The following is a 26,362-nucleotide window of genomic DNA, read 5'->3' as shown; positions in this document are numbered from 1 at the left end:
GCGTCTCTCGAACACCTGTGCTATCATCTGGGCGATTACTGGCAGCGCTGAAGGGGTGAAAACAGGCGACGTGAGCGGCGGGACGCGGTCAGCCTTCGGATACCTCTATCAATACGCGGCGACTGCGGAGTACTACCTCCGTTTCCTCAGCGAACATCCCACGGCGTCGCTGCTAGTCGAGCCCACCGCGCTGGTTAGCCGCGGTCTGGCCGCCGACGACGACATCGTGGACTTCGCTGTGGAAGTCGATGCGCGGGTCGTGGACAAAGTTCAAGTGAAGGGGTCCGCCGACCCGCATGGCAATCAGCTGTATCCCGGCGAAGCTCAAGAGGTGCTTGGCAGGTTGTCGGGCTGTAAGACCTCGACGGCCACCCTGCTGACCAACCGGCCACTATCGTCGGGCCTCACCGAACAGTGTGGCCGCCTCGAAGATGCCGACGGCGCGATCGCGGCTTTCGCCCACCCAGCGTCCCAAACCGCCGACGGCTCGCCACCACGCCGGATCCTCGTTGATGGCCGGAGCATCGACGATCTAGCGGAGGGGCTGGCGGAGCGTATCCGCGGGCTCCGTCGCGATCACGCGCTCAGCCAAGGTGAATCCAGCGCGCGTATCGTCGCCACCGTCCTGCTGAACCAGATCTTCCGATCCGCCGCCGGCACCGTCGCCTCCAAACTGACTGCCCACGAGGTCATGGAGATTGTGAGAAGGCCTGACGCGGAGATCGCCCATGCGACAGGCAGCTTCGACTGGGGGATTCCGATCAGCGGTATTCCGACGTTTGCATCCACGGTGCCCCGCGTCGAACGCCTTGGTGAAATCTTTAAAGCCATCGGGCATCCTGCCCAGGCGCAGCGCCCACGGGTAGCGGTCCTCAGCGGTATGACCGGTTACGGAAAGTCCGCGCTGGCCGCCGATTACTGCCACCTGCACGCCAACTCCTATGAGTTCATCTGCTGGATCGACTGTCGGGACGACACACTGATCGTCTCGAACGTGCGACGACGGACTGAAGAATTGACCCGAGTCCGGCTCGGTCACCGCGACGATCCCGCAGAGCGGTTCCTGGCTGCCCTAGCCGCCCAGCGCGGCCCCTGGCTCATCGTTTTCGATGGGGCCGCAGCGCGGCGTGACATCGAACGGTTCTTGCCCACCCGTGGCAACGGCTCAGTTCTGGTCACCACGACCAACGAAACCGGCTGGTGGCCAGGTATTCCCAGAATCGACACAGGAGTATTCGCCCCGGCCGAAGCCGCGAGTTGCTTTACCAGCTACGCGGGTCTGGACTCAGCGACCGAGCACGCCGGCATCACCGACATCGTCGAGCGGCTCGGATGGATGCCACTCGCGGTGAGCATGGCAGGAATGTACTTCGGTAATGCGGCAGGCACTCTGGCCGAGCTTTCGCAGGACTACTTCGCCGAACTGGATGCGCTCGAAGACGAGGGCGCCGTCCCACCAGGAGTCGACAACAAGACCGCATACGCCGCCATCAACCATGCTGTCCACCATCTCGGTGCAGGCATTGGTCCTAGCTCGAATCTCGACGTGCGGATGGCGCAAGCCCTGCTACAGCGGGCCTCACTGCTAGCACCAGACCTGATCCCACTGAACTACCTGATCGCCGCCACCCCAGAGTCAATGCTGTTGCAACTCGGACACTTCCCAGACCCGGAAATAGCCGACGGAGCCACGAGGCGGCGGTACATCAGCATCTTCCGCACCCAATCGATTGCCCACCGGGCCTTTCTGGTCGATAGAGTCGAGCCCGATAGCGAAGTCGCCGAAACGATCGAGATCCACCCTCTGGTGCAGGAGATCGTACGAGAACTGTTCCTTCGCCAGATCCCGCCAGCACGGCTGGGAGACCAGTTAACGATGATGATGTCGGTGCTGATCGGCTGGATGAGCCAGATGAGACATCGAAACGCATTTTTCGCCGTCGACCAACTCGCTTCACATGCCGAGCAGCTCTTGCGAGTGATCCTGCAGGTCAGCCGATTTGAGTTTCACCGACCCGAGCAGGTCACCATGTTTAAGTACACGCGGAGCATGCTCCAACTTGAACTGGCCACCTGCCGCATGAGCCGCGGTGACTTCACCTCCTCGGTCAATCTCGCCCGTACAGTCCTGCTGGATCTCGCCGAACTACCCCGCGACCGGGTCCGCGATGTCATGGCACTCGTGGCGGTGTCTTCGATCGTCGTCGACCTGAGCATAGCTGGCTCGTCGGCTATGACGATGCGCCCATTTGCACAATTGGCGGTGCGAATCCTACTGAGTTGCGAGTCATTTGGCGGCAAGGCAGCCACTGCCGCATATGACAGGGCCTATCTGCTGCGGTCCTTCCTCAACAACCGGGAGCGGTATCGGCAAGATTCGCAGCTTGCGCAGGCTGTAGAAGTGATCGCCGCAGTCATCACACGCGACCCCAGTGACGAGATCCGGCCGAACGCAGTCATGGATCGCATCAATGAGCTGGTTGAGGCGCGTGACCTCGACTCTGCCGAGGCATTGATCCCGTTGATGCGAGACGGCGCCAATGCCCACGACGCGGTCACAGTGCGCTGCCTCGAAGCGGTCATTGCCCTGCACCGGGGTAACTTCGACTCGGCGCTGACAGAGGTGGAGAGGCTGCTCGCGCTCGAACTGTATGAGACGCATCTGGCTGTCCCGCTCGGAATGGGCTTGGCCAACGTCGTCCACGCGATCGAAGAACTGGTCGCCGTACCTTTGGGGCCAACGTCGGAGCTATCTGCAGTAGCTAATCGAATCAGATTGCGCGTCAACGAGCTTCATGCCAAACTAGTCGCCACCGACATCACGCACACAGTCACCGGGTGAGAAGGTCGAGTGGATATCGACAGGAAATGATCGATTATACGGACTACTAGACATCTAGACATCTAGACGTCTAGAGATCGTTCGTACCCGAGTTCGGGATCAGAGAGCCAAAAGCGCTGAGCGGCAGCATGATACATGCAATGCCATAAATAATTCATGGATGGTCGACTATAACGTACCGTGCCCACGGCTGGGCTGCGATCGCCGTGTGGAGCTGGGCGGTGTTGTAGCTGTATCCGATGAGCTCGGCGACCAAGGGCGGCGGTGCAGCCACAACGAGACTCTGCAAAGTGGTGTTCCGCGCTCCAAGCAGATCGATACCACCACTGAGCCCAAACCCACAGACCAACAAGGGCTTTGGCCACCACGCCACAGTGGGCGCCAATCAATGCCAGCCCGGCATCTGTGATTCATCTGATGAAAATAGCGGACCTGTTCATGGATAACCGCTATTATACATGAACTATGTCACCCGCTGAAGCACCCTCGCCAAGTGCGCCACCGCGCACCGACGCTGAGCGGCCCGAATGGTTTCGCGCGTTTCTGGCCGACCGAAGCACCCGCAAACCCTCACCGCACACCGTGGACGCGTATCGGTGTGACTTTGACGCGATCGCCGTCGTGCTGGCCGGCGGCCCCCAACAGCTGGCTGCGCTGGACTGCGTCGCGATCACCAAGGACACGATGCGCCAGGCCTTCGCGGTGTTCGCCGCCTCCCGCGAACCAGCATCCATCCGGCGCTGCTGGTCGACGTGGAACACGTTGTGCAGCTATCTGTTTACCGCTGAGCTGCTCGAGGCCAACCCGATGCAATTCGTGGGCAGACCGAAGGTCGCCAAGAGCCTTCCGAAGGCACTTCCCGCCGCGGCCGCTAAGGCCCTCGTCGACGCCGTCACAGACCACAGCGATGCGAATCTGCGCAACCAATGGCCCGAACGGGACCGCGCCATTATTCTGACCATCTTGCTCGCTGGTCTGCGTGCCGGCGAATTGCGCGCTGCCAACGTCGGGGATGTCCGCCTCACCGAGGCCGGTGGGGTGATCCACGTGCGCGGCAAGGGCAATAAGGACCGCGCCATCCCGATCGAGGCGGCCCTGATTGACGTTTTGAGTGACTACCTGGCCAGTCGCGGCACTCGCTTCCCCGCGGCCAGCCGGCGCCGGCAGGGCAGCGACGTTCCGGTGCTGCGCCGCTGGCCCACCACAGCGCCGCTGTTCGTCGGTGTCGACGGGCAGCGCATCACCCGGGGGGCACTGCAATACCGAATCCTGCGTGCGTTCAAATTGGCCGGGCCGGACGCTCACCGCAATCCGGGGGCCCTGGTGCACGCGCTGCGACACACCTATGCCACCGAGCTAGCGAACACCAACATCAGCGTCTACACCCTCATGAAACTCCTTGGCCACGAATCCATGGCGACCTCCCAGCGGTACGTCAACGCTGCCGGGGCCGAAACCCGTTCCGCCGCGGCGCAAAACCCGCTCTACCGCCTCACGGCCGATCGTCACTAGTGCCGCTCTGACGGCTGCGGTAACCAAGTGATCAACCTCCGGGTTCGCGCCTGGCTACAGTGATCAGCTATGCGGGTCGGAGATCGTGATGGCCACGGCGCCTATGGCCAGCTCACCACCGACGAGAACGGCCATCTCGTCTGCCACGAATGTGGCCGCGCGTTTCTGCATCTGGCGACTCACGCGATGCGCACCCATGGCCTGTCGGGTGCTCAGTATCGCGCTCGCCACGGTTTGGAGCTGACCGCGGTTCTGATTGCCGGCGAGATCCGTCAGAAGATGTCGCAGGCGTGGGAGCTGCACCGCGACGAGCACGTCGCGAACCTGGACCGGTCACGCAATCCGGATCGGGCGCGCGCACAGATGCGGCCGAGGTCGCAGTGGCCGGCCGCGACTCGGGTCCGTCGGAGCGCGGCGTTGTCGGCGAAGCGAGGGCGGCTGCTGACCGATGATGAGATGCGGCAGCTAGGTGATGATCTGCCGCTGCAACAGTGGTGCGACCAGGTGCGCGCCCTGCTGGCCGCCGACCCGACGATCACCGCCATGTCGATCAGTCGCAGCTTCGACCGCTCAGAGTCTTGGATTTATCAGCGGCTGTACCGATACCCCGGACACGGCAGATAAGCCGTTACGGTCGATCGCTTAGCGGCCGTCCAGGCTTTGCGGGCGGCACCGATCGCTTGGTGCCGGCGTGTACATGATGTGCGCGCACGCGCATCGGTGCGAACGGTGAAGGGTTCCACAGGCGCGGTGAGAGGTGCCTACCAGTACCTGTTGGGCACCTAGTTTAGCCGGGCGCTGCACGCAGGACGCCGCGAGGGCCCCACTTCTTCCCAGCCGCGATAGGTCTGCTGAAGACGCATTCGACTCATGGTGGGCATCGGCACCGTCACAAATTGGTGGGCCGCGGCCGTCGCGGTAGGCTATCACAGGGGCTTAGCCTCAGAAGTATGAGACAGCCTGGCTCCGATGTCCACGCGTGGGTGTGCAGCGCTGCGGCCGGATCTGCCTTAGCGCGAATGATTCTCGTGGTGTTGGCCGACAGCGCTGAGCCCGATCACACTGCGTGTGTCTCCCTTCGCGCATTAACGGCTCGGTCCGGGGCCGCACGAAGCACCGTGTTACGTGCTCTCAACGATTTGGAGGGCCGGGGGTTGCTGAGCCGGCGGTCGCAATTCGACGCTGACGGGGCTCGCCTGCCCAGTCGGTTTCACCTGAATTGCGGCCCTGCGCGACGTTTTCGAGGTCCGGCGAAAGCGGCCCGTTCAGCCCGCGGCCGTGGCGGCGTTCATTCCCGGGCCGTGCGGGCCGCCGGTGCCGCGGAGCGCCGGTGGGAGGCTCTGCCGTTGCTGCTGCCGGTTGCTGACGCGGCACCGTTGTTGGGGATCAGCCCTCAGGCTGTATATCGGTTGATCGCCCGCGATGAGTTGCCGGTTCGCCGGGTCGGTCCGCGCCGGGTCTATATCGATACGGTGCGCCTGCGCGACCTGCTTGACCCTTTGCCACGCTGATCGTCGACGTCGGTAGGTAAGCCGCGTCACGGCTTTCCATTCAAGAGAGCAGAAGGAAAGCGCCTGCGGCGCTTGCAATTGCTTTTGAACTTCTGCCTTTCTGGCCTCCGATTTTTGCCGGCGGCGGCCCGCTGCGCGCAAGGCCACGGCCTCCGCTTCGCTACGGGCACAAGGCTCACAAAGTGCCCGCTGCGCTCGCAGGGTCGCGGCGAACACCTTGTGCCCGGACCTTGCACTTCGCTGGGCTCGCGCCAGCCGAAATCTTCGCTGCCAGAACGGCAAAAGAACGGGCGGCCCCGACCTAGGACGCCCCACCTTTGGAAGGTAGTGACATGACCGACATCATCGACCCGCAGACCGAGCACGCAGCCCCTGAGGACGCCAGCGCGGGCACCCTCATGCACGTCGACCCCCACGGGTTGACCCTGGAAACCAACGTGCGCGACGACGCGGCCCTCGACAAACAGTTCGTGGCCAGCATCCAGGAGCACGGTGTCCTGATCCCGATCGCCGCTGTGCAAGACAGCGACGGCAAACTGTGGGTCCGGGCCGGTCAGCGCCGCACCCTGGCCGCCCGCGAGGCCGGACTGGCCACGGTCCCGGTGTATGTGCGCGCCGCTGGTGTCGGCGACGATAAGGCGCTGTTGGTCGAACGGGTCGCTGAGCAGATCGTGGAAAACGACCAGCGCCGCCAACTCACCGATGCCCAGCGGGCGCGCGGAATCCAGCAGATGATCGACGCCGGAGCGTCCATCACCAAAGTCTCCAAGAAGCTGTCGCTCGCCAAGGACACCGTCAAAGCTGCTGCGGCGGTCGGGAAGTCCGACACCGCGATGCGCTGCCTGGCTGACGGTCAGCTCAGCCTGGAAGAAGCCGCTGCGCTCACCGAGTTCGAGGACACCCCCGGTGCCCTCAGCCGCCTGATGCAGGCAGCCGGAAGTCGGCGGTTTCAGCACGTGGTGTCCCAGCTCCGTCAGGAGAAGATCACTGCCGAGGCAGAAGCTAAAGCGGCCCAGAGCTACATCGATCAGGGCTTCGCCGTGCTGGATGAGCAGCCCTCATTCGACCCCGACTGCGTTCCCCTGTACCGGCTGCGCACCGCCGGGGACGCCGAGGCCGACGAGAGCGCAGTCACCAACCCCTCGCTGTGGGCGGTGATGCTTTTCGAATCTGAAGGTCTCGCTGATGTCGAGACGGGCGCGGTCGTGGACGAGGACGAGGTGGACTGGGACACCCAGGATGACCCCGACGCCACACCCGCCGCAGGGTTGCGCCACGCCGCTACCGTCACCGAGACGATCGTGTTCACCCCGCAGTACTTCTGCTTGAACTACCGCGCAGCGGGCCTGACGCTCGATGCATGGTTCGCCCGCCAGGCCGGGCTGGTCGAGTCTGACAACGCAGCGGGATCCATGGTCGATCTTGACGACGAGGCACGCGAGGCCGAACGGGAACGGATTGCAGCAGAGAGTGCCGAGGCCGAAAAGTGTGAACGACGAAAGGTGTTGGCGCTGAACAAGCTCGGGGCAGCCGCCCAGACCGTACGCCGGGAGTTCGTCACGAAGCTGCTGGCCCGCAAGACCGCTCCCAAGGGTGCTGCCATCTTCGTCGCGGACTGCCTGGCCCGCGACAGCTACCTGCTGACCAACCACAACGCCGCCGAAACGACCGCTGAGCTACTCGGGCTGGACAACGCGCACTCGGTCAGCAAAGTCGCTTCCACACTCTCGGCCACTGCTGACGCGCGGGCACAGGTCATCACCTTGGGCCTGGTCCTGGCGGCCTTGGAGGCGCGCACCCTCAAAGACTCCTGGCGCAACCCGGTGACAATCAACCACTGGTCACACCACGTGACATGCGGCGACTACCTCAAATGGCTGGCTGCCAACGGCTACACCCTGGCTCCCGTCGAAGAGGTCATCGCCGGTGACAAGACCGCCGACGAAGTCTACGACCTGCACCTTGCTGAGGTCGCCCAGAAATAACCCGTCCGTGGTGGGGTCAAGCGCCGCAGTCCTGGCCCCACCACAATCAAATATCAATGGCCAGCACCCCCACAGATGAACCAGCGAACCAATGGCGTAAAGGACCACCGATTTTACCTGGCGCTACAACGCCCTCATGCCGGTCTTGGATCGTGCTGCCGCACGGCAAATAAAATAGATGTCACACGGGAAAGGATGACCATAGTCGGTATGCATTAGGTCGATGTACAGACACCACGTCACGATTCATTGTGATTTGTTATTTGGGAGAGACGCGATCACCGGATGCATTCCCCGTTTGTCCACTTTGCGCGGGAATCAGCGGGCCTGGACAGCCAACCGGGACCGCGGGCATCGGATGAAAGATGCTGGCAGTCAACGAACTGCAGGTATACCGGCCTGCTCACTCAACAGGCAACTCCGGGGTGGAATCCATCGAGGAAAGCCGTGACAAAAGTTCGGCAAATTTGTTTCTCACCGATGTGGCGCCAGCCAAATTGGCCCGATAATATTGATTTATCGATAACCGATCCCGAATTACTTCCAGGGGGCTACCAATGTCTACACTCACCGTGTACACCAAACCCGCGTGTGTGCAATGCACTGCCACATTCCGCGCTCTCGATAAAGCAGGCGTGCATTACCAGAAAATCGACATCACCACCGACGCCCAGGCCCGCGACTATGTGATGGCACTCGGTTACCTGCATGCACCCGTGGTGGTCGCCGAGGACGCGCACTGGTCAGGTTTCCGCCCCGACCGCATCAAGGCTCTGGCCGCTTAAGGCCCAACCCAAAGGACAACTGTCATGCACACTTTCGCCGCCCTGGACCACGACCTGCACGACATCAGCGAACTCGACCATCTTGAACGCATCGGTGAAACCCGCAGGCAACTGCTGGCCCACATCGCGGCCGGCATCGAATCCCTGCAAAGCGCCGCCGACACCCTGGATCGTTTGTGCAGCAACACCGTCTACGACGCTGACTTCATCGACGGCCGCGACGGCCGCGACGTCGCCGCGTTCCTGGACGAAACCATCCGCAACGCCCGCGCCACCTACGCCGTCGTGCACGCCGTCATCGACAACGGGGTCCCGCGATGAGCGCCGCACACCACACGTGCCGACCCCGTGGTGCATTCGAGCACGTCCACCAGGCGTTCGAGACCGCCGGTCACCACATCCGCCCCCGTGGGACCGACGCCTTCATGGCAAGCTGCCCGCTGCACACCGACCACAGCCCGTCGCTGTCAGTCACCTGGCGGCCCACCGGGCGCGGCGAGCAGGGGGGCGCGGTGCTGATGCACTGCTTTAGCTGCCAGGCCAGCATTGCCGACCTCGCCGCAGCCCTTGGATTGCGGGTGGCCGAGTTGTTCGACGCCCCCGCACCGGCTCCCACGAATCACCCCGCCTGGCACCGTCGCACCGCCGCAGCGCGGCCCGCGCTCGTCATGGGTCCGCTGCCCGCGCGGATCACCCCAACCGCCGACCCTGTCGACCACCAGTGGACAACGGTGCGCGTCTACACCTACACCACCGACCGCGGACTGCCCCACCAGCAAGTGCTGCGCCAAGAATGCAGTTGCACCGGCCAGCCGCATAAACGGTTTCAGCAACGCTACCGCGACGGCCGGCGCTGGGTGTATCGCAAACCTGAGGGATTCAGCCCCGTGCTCTACCGCAGTACCGCGATTTGCACCGCGGCCGCCACCGACCAGTGGATCTGGATCACCGAGGGCGAGAAGGACGCCGAAACCCTCACCCGCGCAGGCTGTCTGGCCACCACCAACGCCCAAGGAGCCGCCAACTTCGGTGACGAACTGCTCGCGCACTTCGATGGGCTGAAGGTGGTCATCGCCGCCGACCGGGATCTGGCCGGCTACCGGCGTGCGCTGGACCTGTACACCCGGCTGCACCGACGCGCCGCGCAGGTCGTCATCGTGCTGTCCGCACTACCGGCCGAGAAATCCGACGTCACTGATCACATCGCCGCCGGCCTGTGGCAACCGGGTGAACCGTTCGGCGGGCTCACCGTGGTCAGCCTCGACGAACTGCACGCCATGGCCCTGGCCGCCACCGCCGCCGCCGCCGCTGACCAATGCAGGACCGCGCTAGCCGAGGCACGCGCCACCGTAGCTCGGGCGCACACCCACAGTCGTTGGCTGGCCGAAGCCGCCCGCCAGCTGCGCGCCGTGCACCACCAACACCAACAGCTGACCAAAGTCGTGCGCCACAAGCGTTCAGCGACCGCCGAGGCGGCCCTGCGCACCGTCACCGCACTGCGCACCCGCGCCGCAGCCGACTACCGGCGCAGCGCCACCACCCAGCCCGGCCTGCAGGAGTCCGCATGAACACCGGCATCGAAACCCTCGTCACCGCCCAAGTCACCACCGCCATCACCGCGGCCGCAGGCCGCACCGGCGGCCCGGCCGCCCACACTGCCCGCGCCTGGATCGACGGCCTGTGCGCGCGTGCCCAACTGCGCTCCGAACGACACCTCCGCTCCCCCCGCCCGCACTCCTCGAGGTAACAACCCATGCACATCACCAGCCGAGCCCGCGCCGCCCTGACCGCCCTGACCGCCCTGTCTCTTGCGATCATCGCCGTGGCCGGATCAACCCCGGCCCGAGCCGACATTCCCACGGTCAGCCCCGGCGACCGCATCGAATACCTCAGTCCCACCGCCGATATCACCATGTTCTGCACCGTCGGCTACGTCTACACCGGCCACGACCTGCACACCTACGCCGTCACCGCGGGACACTGCCGCGGTAAAACCGCGGGCTACGCCCGCGCCACCCGCACCGGATTGACCGGAGACTTCACCCGCGCCATCGTCGAGCCGCCCTACCAGGGCGGCCCCGACTACGGCCTGATCGATTTCGGTATCCGATCACTGCCGCTGGCCTACATCGGCGACACACCCACCACCAACCGTCACCCGCAACCCGAAAAAGGCCAGCAAGTCTGTCGCACCGGAGTCTCCAGCGGCCAACACTGCGGAGCCATCACCGGATACGCCGGCAAAAACCAATACCTCACCACCGGGATGCCGTCGAGCATCCCCGGCGACTCCGGCGGCCCCGTCTGGCTCACCACCGCAACCGGATCCGCCGAAATCATCGGCATCTGGCTCGGCGAAAAAACCACCACCAACGGCCAAGAACACGGCCGATTCGCCTCCCTGGCCGACGGACTGCAACTGCTGAGCTGACCGTCCTGTCGTTTTAGGGCGCTGTGGTCAATAGGTGAACAACTGGTCGGGGAACGCTACATCGCAACGCAACTGCGGTGACGGCCACTCCCCGCTGACGACCCACTCCATGAGCGGCACCGGCACTTGACCCGTTGAATCCACCATCAATCGCCACAACGCCGTCTCAACCACACCCTTTAGATTACTGCGCGACGGTGACCGATGTCCCCCGTCGCACGCTAGATGAGGGTGAACTCCATGTCCTCGCCGTTGACAGTCACCGCCAGACGAGTGTTCGCGACGCCCACGGCTCGCATGTAGTCCGCCAGCGTCGACAACAGCCAATCCTGCTGACCCTCAATCTTTGACACCGAGCCTTGGCTGATCCCCAGCCGTGCGGCCAAGTCGGTCTGTGTCAACGCGGCAGCTTTGCGAATTGCGGCGAGATTGATCGCGTACCGGCGATCCATCTCGCGCATCCCCTTGCTGATCGCGGCAACCCGCGCCCCCCGCTGCAGATCGGCACGCATGTTCTGCAGGCGTTGATTGCCTCGGTCTCTGGCCATTTCGTTCCACCCAACCATCGAACTCCGCTGGCCAAATCGATCAACACCGCCCGACTATATAGCCTGAAAGCTATACATTTTGCAACGCATATCACACGAGCTGTGATGCGGAGTGCTCACCGAGACCCGTAGCCCCTCGACATTTTTGCCTGTCAGCGGGCGGCAAGTATGACCGGTGAGGGCCCCCGTCGCTGTCAACCCACGCCCGGCGGGCTCGCCCGTTCTGCGCTCCCACCGCCCTGGCGGGCGGCTCCCGCTGCGCCCGTGCGGCACCGGCGGCATGGCCGCCTCCTGCTGATCCGCCGGCCTCTGCGGGGTTGACACCGCCACCCCACCGGTCCCCCCCAAGCCCGCGCCACCAGGCGCAGATCACCACTACCGCAAAGGAATCCTGACCATGAACACCACCGAGCACACCATCGACCCGTGGACCAGCGCCGACCACGACCCGCACCAGCCGCCAGCTGTGGGCAGCGACGCCGATACCGAAAACCTCTACGCCGACTGGGATCTGGAAATCGAACACCACCGCGCCCAACTCGTCACCAGCCTCAACACCGCCCTGAGCGCACTCACCGGAGCCCACACAGCGGTCAGCGCCCTGCTCAGTGACCAGGTCTACGACGTCGAGTTCAGCGAAGGTACCAGTGGCGAAGACGTGGCCGCGTTCATCACCGAAAGCCTGCGGCTCACCCGCGCCGCCTACGCCCTGACCCAACACGTCACCGACCGGTCCTGACCCGGCCACACTCCTAAAGGACCAATGATGAGCGAGTTCTGGGAACAATGGGCCGCCACCTCCGCCGCGCCGATCCAGTGCCTCAAACGCCGCGCCCAGGTGGCCTTCCGCAAAGAACGCCACCTCGGCCTGGTCATCCGGCGCCGCTGGATCACCTTCCCCGATGAAATCAACGGCGCCCCAGTCATCGTCGAGATGCCCGAGAACGCACCGACCAAAACGTGCGACCAGGGCCGCCACGATCAGTGCGGGCATCGCCTCGGCGGCCCCCACGAAGGCGGCATTTTGCTCAAGCTGTCCCTGCCCGGTTTCTGCTGGCGCTGTGGCTGCCCCTGCCACAACGACCCGCACCGCGCCGGTCGCCTGTTCTAACACCCGGGCCCGGCCAGCTCCCCCACCACACCGGGGGTTGGCCGGGCCCCCTTTTTTGTTCCGGCCAGGGCCCCGGCCGGCTGCCGCGCGCAGTGCCGGTCACCCCCGCCGGTGGCGTCGGTAATCCGTAGCCGCTCAACTCTATTGCCGTCAGCAAAGGGGCAAAGCGTAATCGGCCGGGGGCCCGAGCAGTCAACCCACGCCCGGCGTCGGCGCCGGCGGCGGAAGACATTTTCGGCCCTACCCAGCTCGCTGCGCTCGCGGGCCGAAAATCCGCCCGCCCCACCACCGGACTCTTCGGGGTTGACCGCCCACCCTCACCCGATTGACGCCCACCCCTTAGCGCTGACCGGCGCAGCCAATCACCTTCACCGAACGGAGAACATCCATGACCACCTCGGCCAAGCCCAACCACCTCACCCCAGCCGCGACCATCACCCATAGCATCGTCACCATCAAAGGCCAACAGCACGCCGAGGTGTCCGCCCACCACGCGCGCACCCCGGACGCCCGAATCTCTCTGGCCTGTGCTGGTATTCACATGATCTTCTACAGCTGCCATGCCGTGCAGGGGCTGCTAGAGGCGTTCACCGCCGCCCGCACACAGATGCTGGGCATTCCCCACCACATTCCGACACTGCGGCGCGACCCGCACGAGATCGAGGCCCGTGTGGCGCTCAGCGTCGAGTGGACGCGCCGACCCACCTACGCCGTCGTCACCCAATCCGCGCTCAACCGGTTCAAAACCGCGAACGTCAACTGGATCGACCTCTACACCGGCCCACTGACCTGGCAGCTTCGCGACCAAGCCGGACTGCTGTCCATGATCGAACTGCTGCGCCGCACACATCAGACCGCGATCGCGATCTTCGCCGACGGCCAGCAATACGACGCAGACCCCACCAGCTGCGATTACCGGATCGCCTAACCGCGCAGGTCGGCCTGGCCAGCTCCCCCGCCACACGCAGGGCTGGCCAGGCCCATTTTTTTCTTCCGACTCACAACCCCGCCGGCTGCCAACCGGCTGCGCTGGTGCCCGCCCGTGGCGCCGCGTAATCCGTAGCCGCTCAACTCTATTGCCGTCAGCAAAGGGGCAAAGCGTAATCGGCCGGGGGCCCGAGCAGTCAACCCACGCCCGGCGTCGGCGCCGGCGGCGGAAGACATTTTCGGCCCTACCCAGCTCGCTGCGCTCGCGGGCCGAAAATCCGCCGGCACCACCACCGGACTCTTCGGGGTTGACCGCCCACCCTCACCCGATTGACGCCCACCCCTTAGCGCTGACCGGCGCAGCCAATCACCTTCACCGAACGGAGAACACCATGGAGAACGTCAACGCACTGCGCACCCCCGCCGACATCGTCGCCGCCGCACCCGGCCTGCTCGGATTCGTCCCGACCAACAGCATCGTGGTCTACCTGCTCCAGCAGCACCCCACCACCGGTCTTGGGGTGCGCTGCGCGGCCCGCTTCGACATGATCAACAGCACCGACCAAGCCACCAACTTCCCCGCCACCTGCAACCTGCGTGCCGGGAACTTCGCCGCCGCGATCATCCTCGCGGTCTGCGACCAACCCCACGACATCCACGCCCGCCACCTGGTCGAGGCAACCCGAGACTCCCTGCGCGCCATCAACATCGAGGTGTTGCGCTGCCTGCACACCCGCGACGTCACCGAGACCGGCCAATGGCTCGACATCGACACCGGCCAGTACGGACCCACCTACCCCTACACCGACGCCGTGCTCACCGCCCAACTTGTCCACCGCGGCCACACCATCCGCGCCCACCGCAGCGAAATCGAGGACGAATTCAGCCCGCTGCCCCCCGCACCCCCGGCCCAGATCGGCAACCACGCCCGCCTCGTCGCAGCGACCGTCGAGGAGATCACCGCCGCCCTGGCCGGTGGTCCCATCACCAACCCCACCTTGGCCACCCGCGCGGGCATCCTGATCACCGCACACCCCGCCCTGCGCGACGCGATGATCGGGCTGGCCGTCGACACCCCCGAGTACGCCGCGGACCTGTGGACCCACATCGCCCGCCGACTGCGCGGCGCACCCCGCGCCGAAGCCCTCACCGTAGCGGCGGCCTGCCTGTGCCTGAACGGGGACACCGTACGCGCCGGCATCGCCCTAGACGCCGCGTTCGACGAAGCCCACACCAGCCACACACCCGAGCCGAGACTGGCCGGTCTGCTCTCGGCCGCACTGCGTGCCGGGCTCTCACCGGAAAAGATCAGCCAAGCGCTCATCGCCGCCACCGAACCCCGCACCCCCGACACCGACTGATCACCACCAAGCCGGGACCGGCCAGCTCCCACCGCACGGGGGTTGGCCGGTCCCCCTTTTTCTTCCGGCCAGGGCCCCGCCGGCTGCCGCGCGCAGTGGCGGTCACGCCCGCCGGTGGCGTCGCGTAATCCGTAGCCGCTCGACTTTTTTGCCGTCAGCAAGGGGGCGCAGCCTAATCGGCCGGGGGCCCGACCTGTCAACCCACGCCCGGTGGTGGCGCCGGCGGCGGAGGACATTTCCGGCCCTACCAAGCTCGCTGCCGCTCGCGGGCCGAAAATCCGCCGGCGCCACCACCGGACTCTTCGGGGTTGACAGCCCACCCTCGACCGATTGACCGCACCCCCAGCGCTGACCGGCGCAGCCAATCACGTTGAGCGAACGGAGAACACGACCATGGAGATCTCAGAATTCGAGCACGCCTTCAACCTGTGCGACGAGGCCGCGGGCCGCATCGCCGAGCAGGCCTACGGAATCACCCGCATCGCCGCCCACAACCACGGTGACATCGCGCTGACCACCGTGCACGAACGCACCACCACCGGCGGACACCGCCTGATCCTGCTGGCCACCGACGACCACGGCCAGCTCGCCGCCGTCGAAGCCACCACACCGGACCTGCGCACCCGCCCGGTGACCCGGATCCTCAAAGTCCGCGCCGGCGACCTCACCTTCCACGCCCTGCCCACCAACACGTGGGCCTGGTCCGCGACCGCCGCCGGCCACACCTACCGCCTGGCGGGCGCCACCGGCGACGAACTCCTCGACGCCGACGACCCGCTGTGGACCACCACCATCGACGACCGCCGCCCGATCGACTACGACGCCCTCGACGACGCGATCGAACACCTGCTGGACCACCACAACCGCCACGCCGCCTAACAACCCACCACCACTCCAGGCCGGGGCCCGCGACCCTCACCGCGCGGGCCCGGTCTCCCCTATTCGCACCACCTTCAAGGAGACCCTCATGCCCGACATCGACTACGGACTGGCCCTCGACTTCATCGACCCGCCCGACAACATCACTTACCAGCTCCGGTTCCAACTCAACTGGGCACCCCCCGGCGACCCGCGCCTGTTCGACGGAACCGGCCAACTCGTTGCCGTCGTCGACGACACCCGCCGCCCCGACCACGGCCGCACCCAAGCACTCACCCGCCCCGGCGTCGCACACGCCGACGTCGACGCAGCCCTACGCGGTTGGGAAGCCTGGGCCATGATCAGCGACACCGTCGCCGCCCTGGCCGCCATCCGGCGTGCCCTGTGCGCCGCAGGCCTGACCTGAACCCGAGCTACCCGGCCCGGCCAGCACCCTTCACACCGGGGGTCGGCCGGGCCCCCCTTTTTCTTCCGGCCCCACCCCCGGCCAGCCGCCGTAGGAAGTCCCTGTCGCTGCCGCCCGTGGCGTCGCGTAATCCGCAGCCCCTCAACCTTTTTGCCTGTCAGCAGGGCGCACAGGGTAACCGGGTGGGGACCCGTCCGCTCAACCCACGCCCACGGTCGGGCATCGCCGTAGCCGAGTGACCGTTTTCGGCCCTATGCCAGCCCGCCCCGAGGCGCTGCGCGCCGGGCGGGCGCGGGCCGAAAACCCGGCGAACACCCGCCGCGGACTCTGCGGGGTTGACCGTCCACCCCCACCCGCTTGCAAGCACCCCTGCGCCGACCGGCGCACCACAACACCGTTTCCCGAAAGGAACACCTCTCATGGCACACGAACTCGACATCACCAGCGGCATCGCCTCCTTCGCCAACTCCCGCAGCGACCACTGGCACCGCCTGGGCCAAACCGTCGGCCACACCATGACCGCACGCGAAGCCCTCGACGCCGCCCACCTGGCCGGCTGGAACGTCCGCAAAATGGCCTTGCAGGTGCCCCAGGAGCCCGTCATCGACGAAAACGGCGTCACCGCACCGCAACCCCTGCCGGTGCCCGATTTCTACGCCACCGTGCGCACCAACCCCATCAACGGCCGCCTGGACGTCCTCGGTGTCGTGGGCAGCAAGTACGAGCCCGTCCAAAACGAAGCGTCCTGCGAGCTGCTCGACGCCCTCGTCGACGAAAGCGGGGCGCACTTCGAGACCGCCGGCGCGTTGCGCGGCGGGCGGGAAACCTTCGTCACCATGAAGCTGCCCGAGGCCATCGTGTTCGACGGCCGCGACGGCACCAAAGACCGCACCGAGCTCTATCTGGCCGCGTTGAATTCGCACGACGGGTCCTCGAAGTTCACCTTCCTGGTCACCCCGATCCGCATCGTGTGCGCCAACACCCAATCGGCCGCACTGCGGGATGCCAAGGCCAGCTGGGGAATCCGGCACACCGGCGGGGCGCGCGCGGCCATCCTGGAGGCCCGCAACGCACTCAAACTGACCTGGCGCTACGCCCGGGCGTTCGAGGCCGAAGCGGCCGCTCTCTATGCCCGCGAGATGGACACCGATCAGGTCCGCGACTTCACCCACCACCTGTTCGAGGTCGACGCCGCGACCAGTACCGCCACGCGCCGGCACCGCCGCGAACGGGCCAACGGCATCGTGAAGCTGTGGATGTCCTCGCCGACCATCACCCCGATCGCCGGAACCCGGTGGGCGGCCTACAACGCCGTCACCGAATACCTCGACCATCACGTCCCGGTCCGAGGTGCCCGCACCAGCAGTGACGCGGCCGCGGCCCGCGCGCTGCGCAACATCGCCAGCGCGGCCAGCACCAGTTCGCTGAAAGCCCAAGCCTTCCGGATGCTGCAGACGCTTTAACCCGACCCACCCGGGCCCGGCCAGCACCCACACGCGGGGGTTGGCCGGGCCCCTCTTTTTCTTCCGGCCTAACCGCCGCGCCTGGCGGCGCGCAACGGCCGCCGCAGCGGCGGCCATCCGTCCACCACTTACCTTGTTGTGCCGCTCGACGGGGCGCACACGCTAACCGGGCGGGGGCCCGAGCTGTCCACCCACGCCCGCCGGTGGCGCCGGCGCCGGAGGACATTTGCCGCCTACCAGCTCGCTGACGCTCGCGGGCGACAAATCCGCCGGCCCCACCACCGGACTCTTCGGGGTTGACAGCCCACCCTCACCCGCTTGCCCACACCCCGTGCCGACCGGCACACCCACCCCGCGAAAGGGCTTTTGTAATGACCATCCTGCGCACCACCGTCTACCTCAACCACGCCGCCGGCAGTTCCTTCGGTTTCGATCAGACCATCGCTTCACTGCGCATGGCCGAAAGCTTCGACCTCGAGCTCGCCGAGCACCTGCACAGCCCAGCGCTGATCGAGGCCGCGCGCGAGATCGTTTTCGAACAGCTCAACATCGACGAGCCCGAACACATCTGGGCACTGCGCTACCGCCTGGCCGGGCACCGGAGCCTGTCCGTCGGCGACGTCGTCGTCACCGGCGAAACCGCCTGGGCCGTGGAATCTGTCGGATGGAAGCCTGTCTCCGCCGACGCCATGGCCGCCGGCATCGGTCGCTGACCCCCCGACACCGAAAGGAGCCGAGCTCATGGGCGAGTACTTCACCCCGATCTTCCTCAACACCGCCGGGCACATCGTCTGCGCGCTGGACCCCGCCGACTACGGCTCAGGTCTCAAGCTGGCCGGACACACCCGCGCCGACGTCCCGCTGATGTCTGCGGTGCTGACTCTGCTGGCTCTCGACGGCGGTCTGCGCCTGGTCTGGGCCGGTGACTACGCCGACCCCGACCCCGGCCACCAGGCCAACCTGTACTTCCTTGTCGAGGACCGCCATTTCGTGCGGCTCAACGGACTCGTGGCTGACGCCGTCGCACCGAACACGCCGCTGGGCCAGGCAGCCGCGTCGACCGCCGCAGGTTATCTGTGCAACCTCGACAAGCGCGAATACATCGCCCACCACGATCTTCCCGTCGACCACACCGGGTGGCGGCGCATACCGCTGCCTTCGCTGACCGTGGAATCCGAACGCACCACAGCCAATTCGCAGAACTTCGGGACCTGGGCGCGCGACCGCCTCCACTACCGCCCCAGCCACCCCGGGCCCGACTGGGCCCCGCGCCATTAGCCTCTGCGGGTAGGTGCCCGATCGACTCCCCACCGAAATAGTCGGGCACCCCTCCTGGGAGGTGCTCCGACGAAACCTCACCACAGCGTCGGATCACCCGATCCCAGCAGCGCCGCGCTCACCGCTTCGGCGTCCCACCCGTGGCGCACCGCTTCGCGTAACGCCACCGCCCGCTCGCGGCGCGCGCGAAGACCGTTGTCGCCCTGCCGGATCGGCACCCTCCCGCCGCCGCGACCGGCCCGGGCCATCATCACCATGTTGTCGCGCTGAGTCCCGCCCACGATGTGCAGCAGACCGACCTCGCCGGGCAGGCTCACCCGCACGCACGCCGGGTTGTCGCAGCCGTGCAGAGCGCGCACCCACGGTGCCAACGGTTCGCCTTCCAGAGCGGCCGCCAAGGCATACCGGTTCGGGCGCACCATGATCCGGTCCGACCCGCGGCCGACCCAGAACCTGCCGTAGCCGTCGGTTCCCACCGCGCCGGTCCAGATCGCGCAATCCTCTGCTCCGGGGCCGCGCACCACGTGGGTTTCAAAGCGCGCCAGCTCTTCGGCATGCGCGACCGGATCAACGACCAGCTGTAGCGGTTGCGAACGTCCCATGACCCCACTGCGTTTCGATGCCTGCGCGCGGCCCGGTTGCCGCACCCGCACCCATCCTCGCCGCGGGCACCGACATCGAAGCTTCTCAGGCCGTCGCCGCCGACGACGCCAGCCCCTTCACAGCGGCCACGCTTCGGATCGCGTCTGACGCTGCCCCGTTCGCCTCGACGGCACCGCCCGCAGGGTCAGCGACCGGTTGTGCCGCCGCATCGTTAGCGGCCGCATCGTCAGAGGCCGGCGGCTGCGCCGCCGTTGCCGCCCCGTCCTGCACCACCGGCCCGTCATTCTGAGCGGCCGCTTCGGCTTCCAGAATCAGTTCGCGGACTTGCTTTTCGGATATGGCGGCCATCCGCGCGATCTCACGCAGACTCTCCCCCGATCGCGCATCGCGGCCAGCGCCTGCCCGCACACCACACGCTGCGCACCGCGGCGACGCTGCGCATCCTCGCGCAACACCTGCTGGCGCGCCTCAAGCCACCCGTCCACGGCCTCAACCCGCTCCCGCGCGGAGAAAAACCTTCCCAGATCCTCGACGTTGGCCCGGGTGCGGCGCACCACGTCATCCTGGGCGGCGCTGGCGGCCTGCCGCGCTGCGCGGCGGGCCTGCTTGCTGATCACTGTGTTCGCCATGAATCACACGCTAAGCCCCACCAACCCCCCAGCGCCGCAACGCAAGCCAAGAATCTTTCCGACCGCACCCCACACCAGGCTTTGCACCCGATCACTCACCGCCCACCCGAACGGCACTTAGGGTGCCCTAACTTTTCCCTAGCGCCGAACATCACACCTCTTGCACTCAGGTAACGGTTCGGTAACGGCCGTTATCTGGGGGCGGGGGCGCCCCTAGTTTCAGGTTCAGGTGATGACGCAGTGATGGGCTTACATAAATTGACCGCCGGCGACGGCTATCTCTATTTGATCCGCCAAGTCGCCGCCTCTGATGCCACCGAGCGTGGCCGCCCCACTTTGGCGCAGTACTACACCGAAAAGGGGGAATCCCCGGGCCGGTGGATGGGCCGCGGCCTGGCGGCACTGGCCACTCCGCTGGCCCGCTACGCCTGTGATCCGCTGGTCGCCAAGTACTGGGGCGTGCCGGCTGGCTCGCAGGTCGGCGAAGAGCAGATGAAGGCGCTGTTCGGTGAGGGTTTACATCCCAACGCCGAACAGATCACCGGTCTTCTGACGAAGCTGGGCGCCGGTGCGGCCGGGGCGAGTATGGCCGCGCGGCTGGGCCGGCCGTTCCATGTCGACGGCAAAGAAAACCGGTTCGTCACCAGGCTTCGCGAGGTTTACCGCGACTACAACCTCACCATCGGTGCCGACGTTTCAGCCAGCATCGCCCCCGACATCCGGGCCCGGCTGCGCACTGCGGTCGGGCAGGAATTGTTCACCGAAACCTACGCTCGCCCACCGGCGGACGCGCGGGAACTGTCCGGTTTCATCGCCGCCAATTCCCGCGCCGCCTCCACCGCGGTAGCCGGCTACGACCTCACCTTCACCCCAGTCAAATCGGTCTCCACGCTGTGGGCCATCGGGGCACCGCCGATCGCCGCCGCGATCGAGGACTGCCACCACCAGGCGGTGGAGGAGACCCTGGAATTCCTGGAAGACAACGCCGCGTTCTCCCGCATGGGAGCCGGTGGCATCGCCCAGGTCGACACCACCGGTTTGATCGTGGCCGCCTTCGATCACCGCGACTCCCGGGCCGGGGACCCCAACCTGCACACCCACGCCGCAGTCAGCAACAAGGTCCACGTCATCGGCCCCGACGGAATAGGCCGGTGGATGGCGCTGGACGGCGCGACACTGCACCGTGCCGCGGTCGCGGCCTCGGAGTTCTACAACACCCGCATCGAAGCGTTGCTGGTCGAAAAACTGCGGGTGCGGTTCACCGCGCGGCAGTCCCGGCGCGGTAAACGACCGGTCCGTGAAATCGACGGCATCCCCGAGGAACTCAACGAGAAATACTCCTCACGCAGCGCCGCCATCGACCACCGGGTGGGCGAGCTGGCCAAGGGGTTCCACACCGAACACGGCCGCGAACCCACCGCCGTGGAGATGCTCGCCCTGACTCAGCAAGCCACCCTGGAAACACGGCAAGCCAAACACGAACCCCGCTCCCTGGCCGAGCAGCGCCACACCTGGCGCGTCCAAGCCGTCGAGGTCCTGGGCAGCCAGCGCGCGCTGAGCAACATGGTCGCCGCGGTCACCAATCACGCACCGGCACACCACGTCCCGATCAGCGACAGCTGGGTACACCAGCAGGCCGCTCACGTCATCGACACCGTCTCCGAGCATCGCGCCACCTGGACCATCAACCACGTCCGCGCCGAAGCCCACCGCCAGCTGCGCTACGCCGATCACCCCGGCGGACCCGAACTGGTCGACCGCATCGTCACGGCCGCCCTGCGCGGGCACAGTCTGGTCCTGACCAGCCACGCGGACACCGACAAACACGAACCCGCCGCCCTGCGCCGCGCCGACGGTTCCAGCGTGTACACCCGCCACGACACCACCCTGCACACCAGCGAGGCCATCCTGGCCGCTGAGCGGCGCATCCTGGCCGCCGCCGCCCGCACCGACGGCCGTGTCATCGACGCCGACAGCATCGAAGTGGCGCTGCTGGAAGCCCACGCCAACACCGGTGTGGCCCTCAACGACGGACAAATTGCCATGGTCCGCGAAATGGCCACCTCCGGGGCCCGCGTACAACTCGCGCTCGCCCCCGCAGGCACCGGCAAAACCACCGCCATGGCCGCCCTCGCGGCAGCCTGGCGCACCAGCGGCGGCACCGTGATCGGCCTGGCCCCCACCGCCGGAGCGGCCGAAGTCCTGGCCGAAGACCTCGGCTCGGACACCGACACCCTCGCCAAACTGGTCCAGCTCAACGGCACCCGGGCAGACCAACCCGAAGCCCCCCACGACGACCCCGCCCGCCGATGGTTCGACACCATCAACGCCGACAGTTTGCTCATCGTCGACGAAGCCGGAATGGCCTCCACCGCCGACCTGGACACCCTCCGCGCTTGTGCCGAAGCGCGCGGTGCCAGCGTGCGCCTCATCGGCGACGATGAGCAGTTGGCGTCGATCTCGGCCGGCGGCATCCTGCGCGATCTGGCGCAGCGCCACAATGCGGTCACCCTGAGCACCGTCGTGCGCTTCACCCACCCCGAAACCGGGCACGCCGAAGCCGCCGCCAGCCTGGCCATCCGCAACGGTGACCCCGCCGGCATCGGCTTCTACATCGACCACGGCCGCGTTCATGTCGGCGCCGATCAACACGCCGCGGACATGGCCTACGACGCCTGGGCCGCCGACCGTGCCGCCGGGCGCGACTCGATCCTGTTGGCTCCCACCAACGAGCTAGTCGCCCAACTCAACGAACGCGCCCGACTGGACCGTCTCACCGCCGCCGGCACCGACGCGAGCACACCCAAAGCCGCAGCGACCGTCACCCTCGCTGATGGGCTGACCGCCTCGGCCGGCGACATCATCGCCACCCGCAAGAACGCCCGCTGGATACGGACCACCAGCCGCGGCGGCTGGGTCAAAAACGGGCACCGCTGGACAGTTCGCACCGTGCACGACGACGGCTCGTTGACCGTCGTCCCGCTGCGCGGAGCGGCCAGCCCGGTGCGGCTACCCGCCCGCTACGTCACCACCAACACCACCCTGGGCTACGCCTCCACCATCAACGCCGCCCAAGGCATGACCGCGGGTGGGCGCGACGTCGAAGGCACCTGCCACACCGTCATTTCCGACCGGCTCACCCGCCAGCAGCTCTACGTCGCTGGCACCCGCGGACGCACCGAAAACCACTTCTACGGCTCCACCGCCGAATCCGACCCGCACCGCATCCTGGCGCCCAAAGCCACCCACCCACCGACCGCCGTCGACGTGCTCACGACCATTCTCGGCCGCGACGGCGCACAAATCTCCGCTCACACCGCCGCCGCACTCGACGCCGACCCGTTCACCCGGTTACACCAAGCGTGCGCGATGTATGCCGATGCGCTCTCTGCGGGCGCCGAACACCGCGCCGGCACCACCGTCATGGCCGCCATCGACACCGCGGCCGCGGGCCTCGGAACCCGCGTCACCGACGCCCCGGCCTGGCCGGTGCTGCGCCGCAACCTGGCTCTGCTCGCTCTGAGCGGAGGTGACCCCGTCGCCGCCCTGCAGCACGCCGCGGCCACCGGACTCGGTGATGCGGTGGATCCTGCCGCCGTCCTGGATTGGCGCCTGCCCATCTGCGGCGAATCCACTGCGCCACAACCTGCCCCGCTGCACTGGCTCAACCCCACACCGGCGGTCCTGAGCAACGATGACGTGTGGGGTCCGTGCCTGCGCGCGCGGGCTGAACTGGTCACCGAACTCGCCGACACCGTACGCTCCACCGCCCGCGGGTGGGGGGCTGCCACCGCACCGGCGTGGGCCCGCCCACTGCTCGGCCAGCGCGACTCTCTGATGGCCGAAATCGCCGTCTTCCGGGCCGCCCACGGCGTCGATCAGGCCGACACCCGCATCACCGGCCCCGAACAACACCCCAACCGCTCCAAGGTCTTCCAACAGCTCATCAACACCCGCCTCGACGCCGCCCTGACCCGAGCCAACACCGACGCCGCGCGTTGGCGCCAGCTCGCCGAAAACCACGACCGACATCTCACCGCAGACCCGTTCTGGCCGCGCCTGGCCACCCACTTCAACGACGCCGCCCAGGCCGGCGCCGACATCGACACGTTGCTGCGCGACGCCCTAGCCGCGCACGGCCCACTCCCGTCCGAGATGCCCGCCGCCGCCCTGTGGTGGCGTCTGGCCGGCACCCTGGCCCCGCCGTCGCTGGATCGCGCCGACACCACCCTGCGACCGGCCTGGGCCGCGGCGCTACACGGTCTGTTCGGCACCGTCGTCGCCGAAGCGATCATCACCGACTACGCCTGGCCGTCCCTGGTCGCCGCGGTGGCCGCCTGTGACTGGCCCCCGGCTGATCTGCTCGCCGCCGCCGCGGAACACCTGCACGACATCAACGCCGAAAAGCCTTTGCGCCCCGACCAGTACGCGCGCCTGCTGACCTACCGCGTCGAGCTGCTCACCCACCACGCCGCCACCCTCGACCCCGACGTACCGCACCCCGCCGACACCCAGCACACACAGGCGGTCGGCGACCAACTCGACTTGTTCGCCACCGGCGACTACGGGCTCGAGGAGCACCTGGGCGAGCCGCCACCCGACCCCACCGACTACCCCTACAGCTTCGCCGAAGAGGACCTCGCCGGCCTGGACTTCGACGACCTCCCCCACCACCGGCCCCTGCGTGCTGAGCTGGCCGAGAACACTGACATCCCCGCTCTGCGCGCCCGCCGCGACGCCGCCTACCGCCACCTGCGCCAGCTGGAAAAAGCCATCCTGGGCGGGGGCGGTGGACCCGCCGAACACGCCGCCGCCGCCGAACTCGCCGACCTGCGCCGCCGCCACCACCAGCAGCGGCCCCTGCACCAGGCGCTGGCCCACGCCCACACCCGGTGGGTGCAGGCCGAAGACGCCGCCGCGCTGCACGCCACGCTGCTCGACCAGCTCGACGCCGCCATCACCGCGGCGACCCGCCGCGCCGATCACGGTGCCGCCGCCCGCTACCGCGCCCACCGCGACCAGGTCACCGGAAACACCGAGCGCATCACTGTCGCGCTACACACTGCGCGCACCCGACTCGACGACACCCGCACCACCCTGCTCGACGCCGCCGGCGGCCCGCACGGCATCGTCACCGAACACCACATCCACACCCGCCGCACCGCGGCCATCACCACCGACACCGCCGCCCTCAACGACGCCCGCCGAAACGCCCGCACCCTCGATGACCAACTCTGCCGCGCAGAAGCCGGGGCGGCCCGCGCCCTGGCGCAGCGCCCCACCCACGCCTACGATCTGGCGACCGACATCGACCAATTACGCGCCGAGGTTGCTTACCTGCAGGCCGCCAGCACCGTCAGCCCCGGAGCCCTCTACTACCCGCCCGAAACCGCGCTCGGCGACCTCGACGACACCCACCGCCGCGTCGTTACCGCGATCACCGCCAACATCCACACCGTGCAAGCACTGCACCTACACCCCGGCGCCGACAAGCACGGTGCCCTGGCCGCGCTCGTGGCAACCGCACACGACCAGAATCACCGTGTGCTCGCGCTGACCGCCAGCCCGGCAGCCCGCGATTACGCCGCCCACCACTGCTACGCCGACGCCAGCGGCCACATCGACAGCGCCCGCACCACACTCGGCAAGACGCCCCTGAAACTGCCTCTGGGCAGTCTGATCGTCGTCGACGACGCCGACCACCTCAGCACCGACAACCTGCACTGGCTCACCGCGGCCGCCACCGCCACCAACACCAAACTCATCCTCATCACCACCGGCGACCACCACCACCGACCCGCCCACACCCTGATCGCCGCGCTGCACCACAACTCCACCACCACCCACCAACTCGGCACCCCCGAACCCGACCCAGACCCGGCCCCGCGCACTGCCATCGAACGCGCCGAACACCACCTCGCCACCACCAGCGCAACCAGCGCCACCCGTGACCAAGCCGTCGAATTACTACGCCAACGCACCCAGATCGTCGACCGCCTACGCGACATCGCCGAGGCCGCCGCCCACATCGACAACCTCACCACCCCAGACCGCCACATCGACCGCGGCTACGGCATCGACCTCTGACCGG

The 26,362-nt window shown here is 67.0% G+C and carries 25 protein-coding genes and 1 pseudogene; 21 read left to right on the top strand and 5 right to left on the bottom strand.

Translation table 11 applies throughout. From position 1 onward, the window contains the following. Window positions 1–70: 70 nt before the first annotated feature. From ACNQS7_RS00455 to ACNQS7_RS00405, 11 genes and pseudogenes are all read left to right on the top strand, one after another. On the top strand, window positions 71–2,842 hold the full coding sequence (locus ACNQS7_RS00455; protein WP_418011102.1) for a hypothetical protein: 2,772 nt from the start codon (window positions 71–73) through the stop codon (window positions 2,840–2,842). Between the two features lie 465 nt (window positions 2,843–3,307). Beyond that, window positions 3,308–4,354, top strand: a complete 1,047-nt coding sequence (locus ACNQS7_RS00450) for a tyrosine-type recombinase/integrase (protein WP_133450026.1) — start codon at window positions 3,308–3,310, stop codon at window positions 4,352–4,354. A gap of 69 nt (window positions 4,355–4,423) precedes the next feature. Then, complete coding sequence (locus ACNQS7_RS00445; RefSeq protein WP_418011101.1) at window positions 4,424–4,978, top strand: MucR family transcriptional regulator; 555 nt, start codon at window positions 4,424–4,426, stop codon at window positions 4,976–4,978. A 326-nt stretch (window positions 4,979–5,304) separates the two neighbouring features. Then, window positions 5,305–5,511, top strand: a pseudogene (locus tag ACNQS7_RS00440) (helix-turn-helix domain-containing protein); the annotation flags it as partial. Between the two features lie 189 nt (window positions 5,512–5,700). Continuing rightward, entirely contained in the window at window positions 5,701–5,865 is a 165-nt protein-coding gene (locus ACNQS7_RS00435) for a helix-turn-helix domain-containing protein (protein ID WP_240744037.1), read from the top strand. Between the two features lie 332 nt (window positions 5,866–6,197). After that, entirely contained in the window at window positions 6,198–7,850 is a 1,653-nt protein-coding gene (locus ACNQS7_RS00430; RefSeq protein ID WP_133450023.1) for a ParB/RepB/Spo0J family partition protein, read from the top strand. Window positions 7,851–8,407: 557 nt separating this feature from the next. After that, entirely contained in the window at window positions 8,408–8,635 is a 228-nt protein-coding gene (nrdH, locus tag ACNQS7_RS00425) for a glutaredoxin-like protein NrdH (RefSeq protein WP_133450022.1), read from the top strand. A 24-nt stretch (window positions 8,636–8,659) separates the two neighbouring features. Then, on the top strand, window positions 8,660–8,956 hold the full coding sequence (locus ACNQS7_RS00420; RefSeq protein ID WP_055580464.1) for a hypothetical protein: 297 nt from the start codon (window positions 8,660–8,662) through the stop codon (window positions 8,954–8,956). Continuing rightward, window positions 8,953–10,203 carry a hypothetical protein gene (locus ACNQS7_RS00415; RefSeq protein WP_055580463.1) on the top strand — a complete coding sequence of 417 codons (1,251 nt, stop codon included), beginning with the start codon at window positions 8,953–8,955 and terminating at the stop codon, window positions 10,201–10,203. The genes ACNQS7_RS00420 and ACNQS7_RS00415 overlap by 4 nt, the downstream gene beginning before the upstream one ends. Further along, complete coding sequence (locus ACNQS7_RS00410) at window positions 10,200–10,382, top strand: hypothetical protein (protein WP_055580462.1); 183 nt, start codon at window positions 10,200–10,202, stop codon at window positions 10,380–10,382. The genes ACNQS7_RS00415 and ACNQS7_RS00410 overlap by 4 nt, the downstream gene beginning before the upstream one ends. Window positions 10,383–10,388: 6 nt before the next feature. Then, window positions 10,389–11,066, top strand: a complete 678-nt coding sequence (locus ACNQS7_RS00405) for a hypothetical protein (RefSeq protein ID WP_055580461.1) — start codon at window positions 10,389–10,391, stop codon at window positions 11,064–11,066. Between the two features lie 27 nt (window positions 11,067–11,093). On the opposite strand, the gene ACNQS7_RS00400 is transcribed toward ACNQS7_RS00405, so the two are convergent. Next, a complete protein-coding gene (locus tag ACNQS7_RS00400) occupies window positions 11,094–11,240 on the bottom strand; it encodes a hypothetical protein (RefSeq protein ID WP_156452787.1) in 147 nt (48 codons plus the stop codon). A 47-nt stretch (window positions 11,241–11,287) separates the two neighbouring features. After that, entirely contained in the window at window positions 11,288–11,614 is a 327-nt protein-coding gene (locus tag ACNQS7_RS00395; protein ID WP_082658843.1) for a helix-turn-helix domain-containing protein, read from the bottom strand. A 397-nt stretch (window positions 11,615–12,011) separates the two neighbouring features. Between ACNQS7_RS00395 and ACNQS7_RS00390 the strand changes: the two genes are divergently transcribed. The 9 genes from ACNQS7_RS00390 (at window position 12,012) to ACNQS7_RS00350 (ending at window position 19,039) form a co-directional block, all read left to right on the top strand. Beyond that, window positions 12,012–12,353 (top strand): hypothetical protein, encoded by a 342-nt coding sequence (locus tag ACNQS7_RS00390; protein WP_055580460.1) that lies wholly within the window; start codon window positions 12,012–12,014, stop codon window positions 12,351–12,353. Window positions 12,354–12,380: 27 nt separating this feature from the next. After that, window positions 12,381–12,725: a hypothetical protein gene (locus tag ACNQS7_RS00385; RefSeq protein WP_133450021.1), complete on the top strand. Its 345-nt coding sequence runs from the start codon at window positions 12,381–12,383 to the stop codon at window positions 12,723–12,725. Between the two features lie 388 nt (window positions 12,726–13,113). Continuing rightward, complete coding sequence (locus ACNQS7_RS00380; RefSeq protein WP_133450020.1) at window positions 13,114–13,653, top strand: hypothetical protein; 540 nt, start codon at window positions 13,114–13,116, stop codon at window positions 13,651–13,653. 391 nt (window positions 13,654–14,044) lie between these two features. After that, on the top strand, window positions 14,045–15,013 hold the full coding sequence (locus ACNQS7_RS00375) for a DUF4192 domain-containing protein (protein WP_055580457.1): 969 nt from the start codon (window positions 14,045–14,047) through the stop codon (window positions 15,011–15,013). A gap of 330 nt (window positions 15,014–15,343) precedes the next feature. Further along, window positions 15,344–15,892 carry a hypothetical protein gene (locus ACNQS7_RS00370; RefSeq protein ID WP_231752612.1) on the top strand — a complete coding sequence of 183 codons (549 nt, stop codon included), beginning with the start codon at window positions 15,344–15,346 and terminating at the stop codon, window positions 15,890–15,892. 88 nt (window positions 15,893–15,980) lie between these two features. Further along, the gene (locus tag ACNQS7_RS00365; RefSeq protein WP_055580455.1) at window positions 15,981–16,298 is read left to right on the top strand and encodes a hypothetical protein; all 318 of its coding nucleotides are present in this window, start codon (window positions 15,981–15,983) and stop codon (window positions 16,296–16,298) included. 419 nt (window positions 16,299–16,717) lie between these two features. Continuing rightward, a complete protein-coding gene (locus ACNQS7_RS00360) occupies window positions 16,718–17,761 on the top strand; it encodes a DUF932 domain-containing protein (RefSeq protein WP_418011100.1) in 1,044 nt (347 codons plus the stop codon). A gap of 371 nt (window positions 17,762–18,132) precedes the next feature. Next, window positions 18,133–18,474: a hypothetical protein gene (locus tag ACNQS7_RS00355; RefSeq protein ID WP_055580453.1), complete on the top strand. Its 342-nt coding sequence runs from the start codon at window positions 18,133–18,135 to the stop codon at window positions 18,472–18,474. Between the two features lie 28 nt (window positions 18,475–18,502). Continuing rightward, on the top strand, window positions 18,503–19,039 hold the full coding sequence (locus tag ACNQS7_RS00350; protein WP_055580452.1) for a hypothetical protein: 537 nt from the start codon (window positions 18,503–18,505) through the stop codon (window positions 19,037–19,039). Window positions 19,040–19,116: 77 nt separating this feature from the next. Here the strand turns inward: ACNQS7_RS00350 and ACNQS7_RS00345 are convergent, their stop codons facing one another. The 3 genes from ACNQS7_RS00345 to ACNQS7_RS00335 all read right to left on the bottom strand — a co-directional run bounded on the left by ACNQS7_RS00345 (window position 19,117) and on the right by ACNQS7_RS00335 (window position 20,271). Further along, window positions 19,117–19,641 carry a hypothetical protein gene (locus ACNQS7_RS00345; protein ID WP_055580451.1) on the bottom strand — a complete coding sequence of 175 codons (525 nt, stop codon included), beginning with the start codon at window positions 19,639–19,641 and terminating at the stop codon, window positions 19,117–19,119. An 85-nt stretch (window positions 19,642–19,726) separates the two neighbouring features. Next, complete coding sequence (locus ACNQS7_RS00340) at window positions 19,727–19,990, bottom strand: hypothetical protein (protein WP_418011099.1); 264 nt, start codon at window positions 19,988–19,990, stop codon at window positions 19,727–19,729. Further along, complete coding sequence (locus tag ACNQS7_RS00335; RefSeq protein ID WP_418011098.1) at window positions 19,954–20,271, bottom strand: hypothetical protein; 318 nt, start codon at window positions 20,269–20,271, stop codon at window positions 19,954–19,956. The genes ACNQS7_RS00340 and ACNQS7_RS00335 overlap by 37 nt, the downstream gene beginning before the upstream one ends. A 243-nt stretch (window positions 20,272–20,514) precedes the next feature. On the opposite strand from ACNQS7_RS00335, the gene mobF reads away from it, so the two are divergent. After that, on the top strand, window positions 20,515–26,358 hold the full coding sequence (mobF, locus tag ACNQS7_RS00330) for a MobF family relaxase (RefSeq protein WP_418011097.1): 5,844 nt from the start codon (window positions 20,515–20,517) through the stop codon (window positions 26,356–26,358). Window positions 26,359–26,362 lie beyond the last annotated feature (4 nt).

Source organism: Mycobacterium sp. 23, assembly GCF_048287075.1.
GTDB lineage: Bacteria > Actinomycetota > Actinomycetes > Mycobacteriales > Mycobacteriaceae > Mycobacterium > Mycobacterium gordonae_B.
The sequence above is the reverse complement of the archived record's forward strand: the minus strand, read 5'-3'. Positions and strand labels throughout refer to the sequence as shown.

Coding starts and splice junctions, on each gene's coding strand:
- ACNQS7_RS00450 (WP_133450026.1), top strand. CDS start 3,308: ATGTCACCCGCTGAAGCACCCTCGCCAAGTGCGCCACCGCGCACCGAC.
- ACNQS7_RS00350 (WP_055580452.1), top strand. CDS start 18,503: ATGGGCGAGTACTTCACCCCGATCTTCCTCAACACCGCCGGGCACATC.
- ACNQS7_RS00360 (WP_418011100.1), top strand. CDS start 16,718: ATGGCACACGAACTCGACATCACCAGCGGCATCGCCTCCTTCGCCAAC.
- ACNQS7_RS00335 (WP_418011098.1), bottom strand. CDS start 20,271: ATGGCGAACACAGTGATCAGCAAGCAGGCCCGCCGCGCAGCGCGGCAG.
- ACNQS7_RS00390 (WP_055580460.1), top strand. CDS start 12,012: ATGAACACCACCGAGCACACCATCGACCCGTGGACCAGCGCCGACCAC.
- nrdH (WP_133450022.1), top strand. CDS start 8,408: ATGTCTACACTCACCGTGTACACCAAACCCGCGTGTGTGCAATGCACT.
- ACNQS7_RS00340 (WP_418011099.1), bottom strand. CDS start 19,990: ATGGCCGCCATATCCGAAAAGCAAGTCCGCGAACTGATTCTGGAAGCC.
- ACNQS7_RS00395 (WP_082658843.1), bottom strand. CDS start 11,614: ATGGCCAGAGACCGAGGCAATCAACGCCTGCAGAACATGCGTGCCGAT.
- ACNQS7_RS00410 (WP_055580462.1), top strand. CDS start 10,200: ATGAACACCGGCATCGAAACCCTCGTCACCGCCCAAGTCACCACCGCC.
- ACNQS7_RS00375 (WP_055580457.1), top strand. CDS start 14,045: ATGGAGAACGTCAACGCACTGCGCACCCCCGCCGACATCGTCGCCGCC.
- ACNQS7_RS00345 (WP_055580451.1), bottom strand. CDS start 19,641: ATGGGACGTTCGCAACCGCTACAGCTGGTCGTTGATCCGGTCGCGCAT.
- ACNQS7_RS00405 (WP_055580461.1), top strand. CDS start 10,389: ATGCACATCACCAGCCGAGCCCGCGCCGCCCTGACCGCCCTGACCGCC.
- mobF (WP_418011097.1), top strand. CDS start 20,515: ATGGGCTTACATAAATTGACCGCCGGCGACGGCTATCTCTATTTGATC.
- ACNQS7_RS00385 (WP_133450021.1), top strand. CDS start 12,381: ATGAGCGAGTTCTGGGAACAATGGGCCGCCACCTCCGCCGCGCCGATC.
- ACNQS7_RS00380 (WP_133450020.1), top strand. CDS start 13,114: ATGACCACCTCGGCCAAGCCCAACCACCTCACCCCAGCCGCGACCATC.
- ACNQS7_RS00420 (WP_055580464.1), top strand. CDS start 8,660: ATGCACACTTTCGCCGCCCTGGACCACGACCTGCACGACATCAGCGAA.
- ACNQS7_RS00415 (WP_055580463.1), top strand. CDS start 8,953: ATGAGCGCCGCACACCACACGTGCCGACCCCGTGGTGCATTCGAGCAC.
- ACNQS7_RS00365 (WP_055580455.1), top strand. CDS start 15,981: ATGCCCGACATCGACTACGGACTGGCCCTCGACTTCATCGACCCGCCC.
- ACNQS7_RS00445 (WP_418011101.1), top strand. CDS start 4,424: ATGCGGGTCGGAGATCGTGATGGCCACGGCGCCTATGGCCAGCTCACC.
- ACNQS7_RS00355 (WP_055580453.1), top strand. CDS start 18,133: ATGACCATCCTGCGCACCACCGTCTACCTCAACCACGCCGCCGGCAGT.
- ACNQS7_RS00430 (WP_133450023.1), top strand. CDS start 6,198: ATGACCGACATCATCGACCCGCAGACCGAGCACGCAGCCCCTGAGGAC.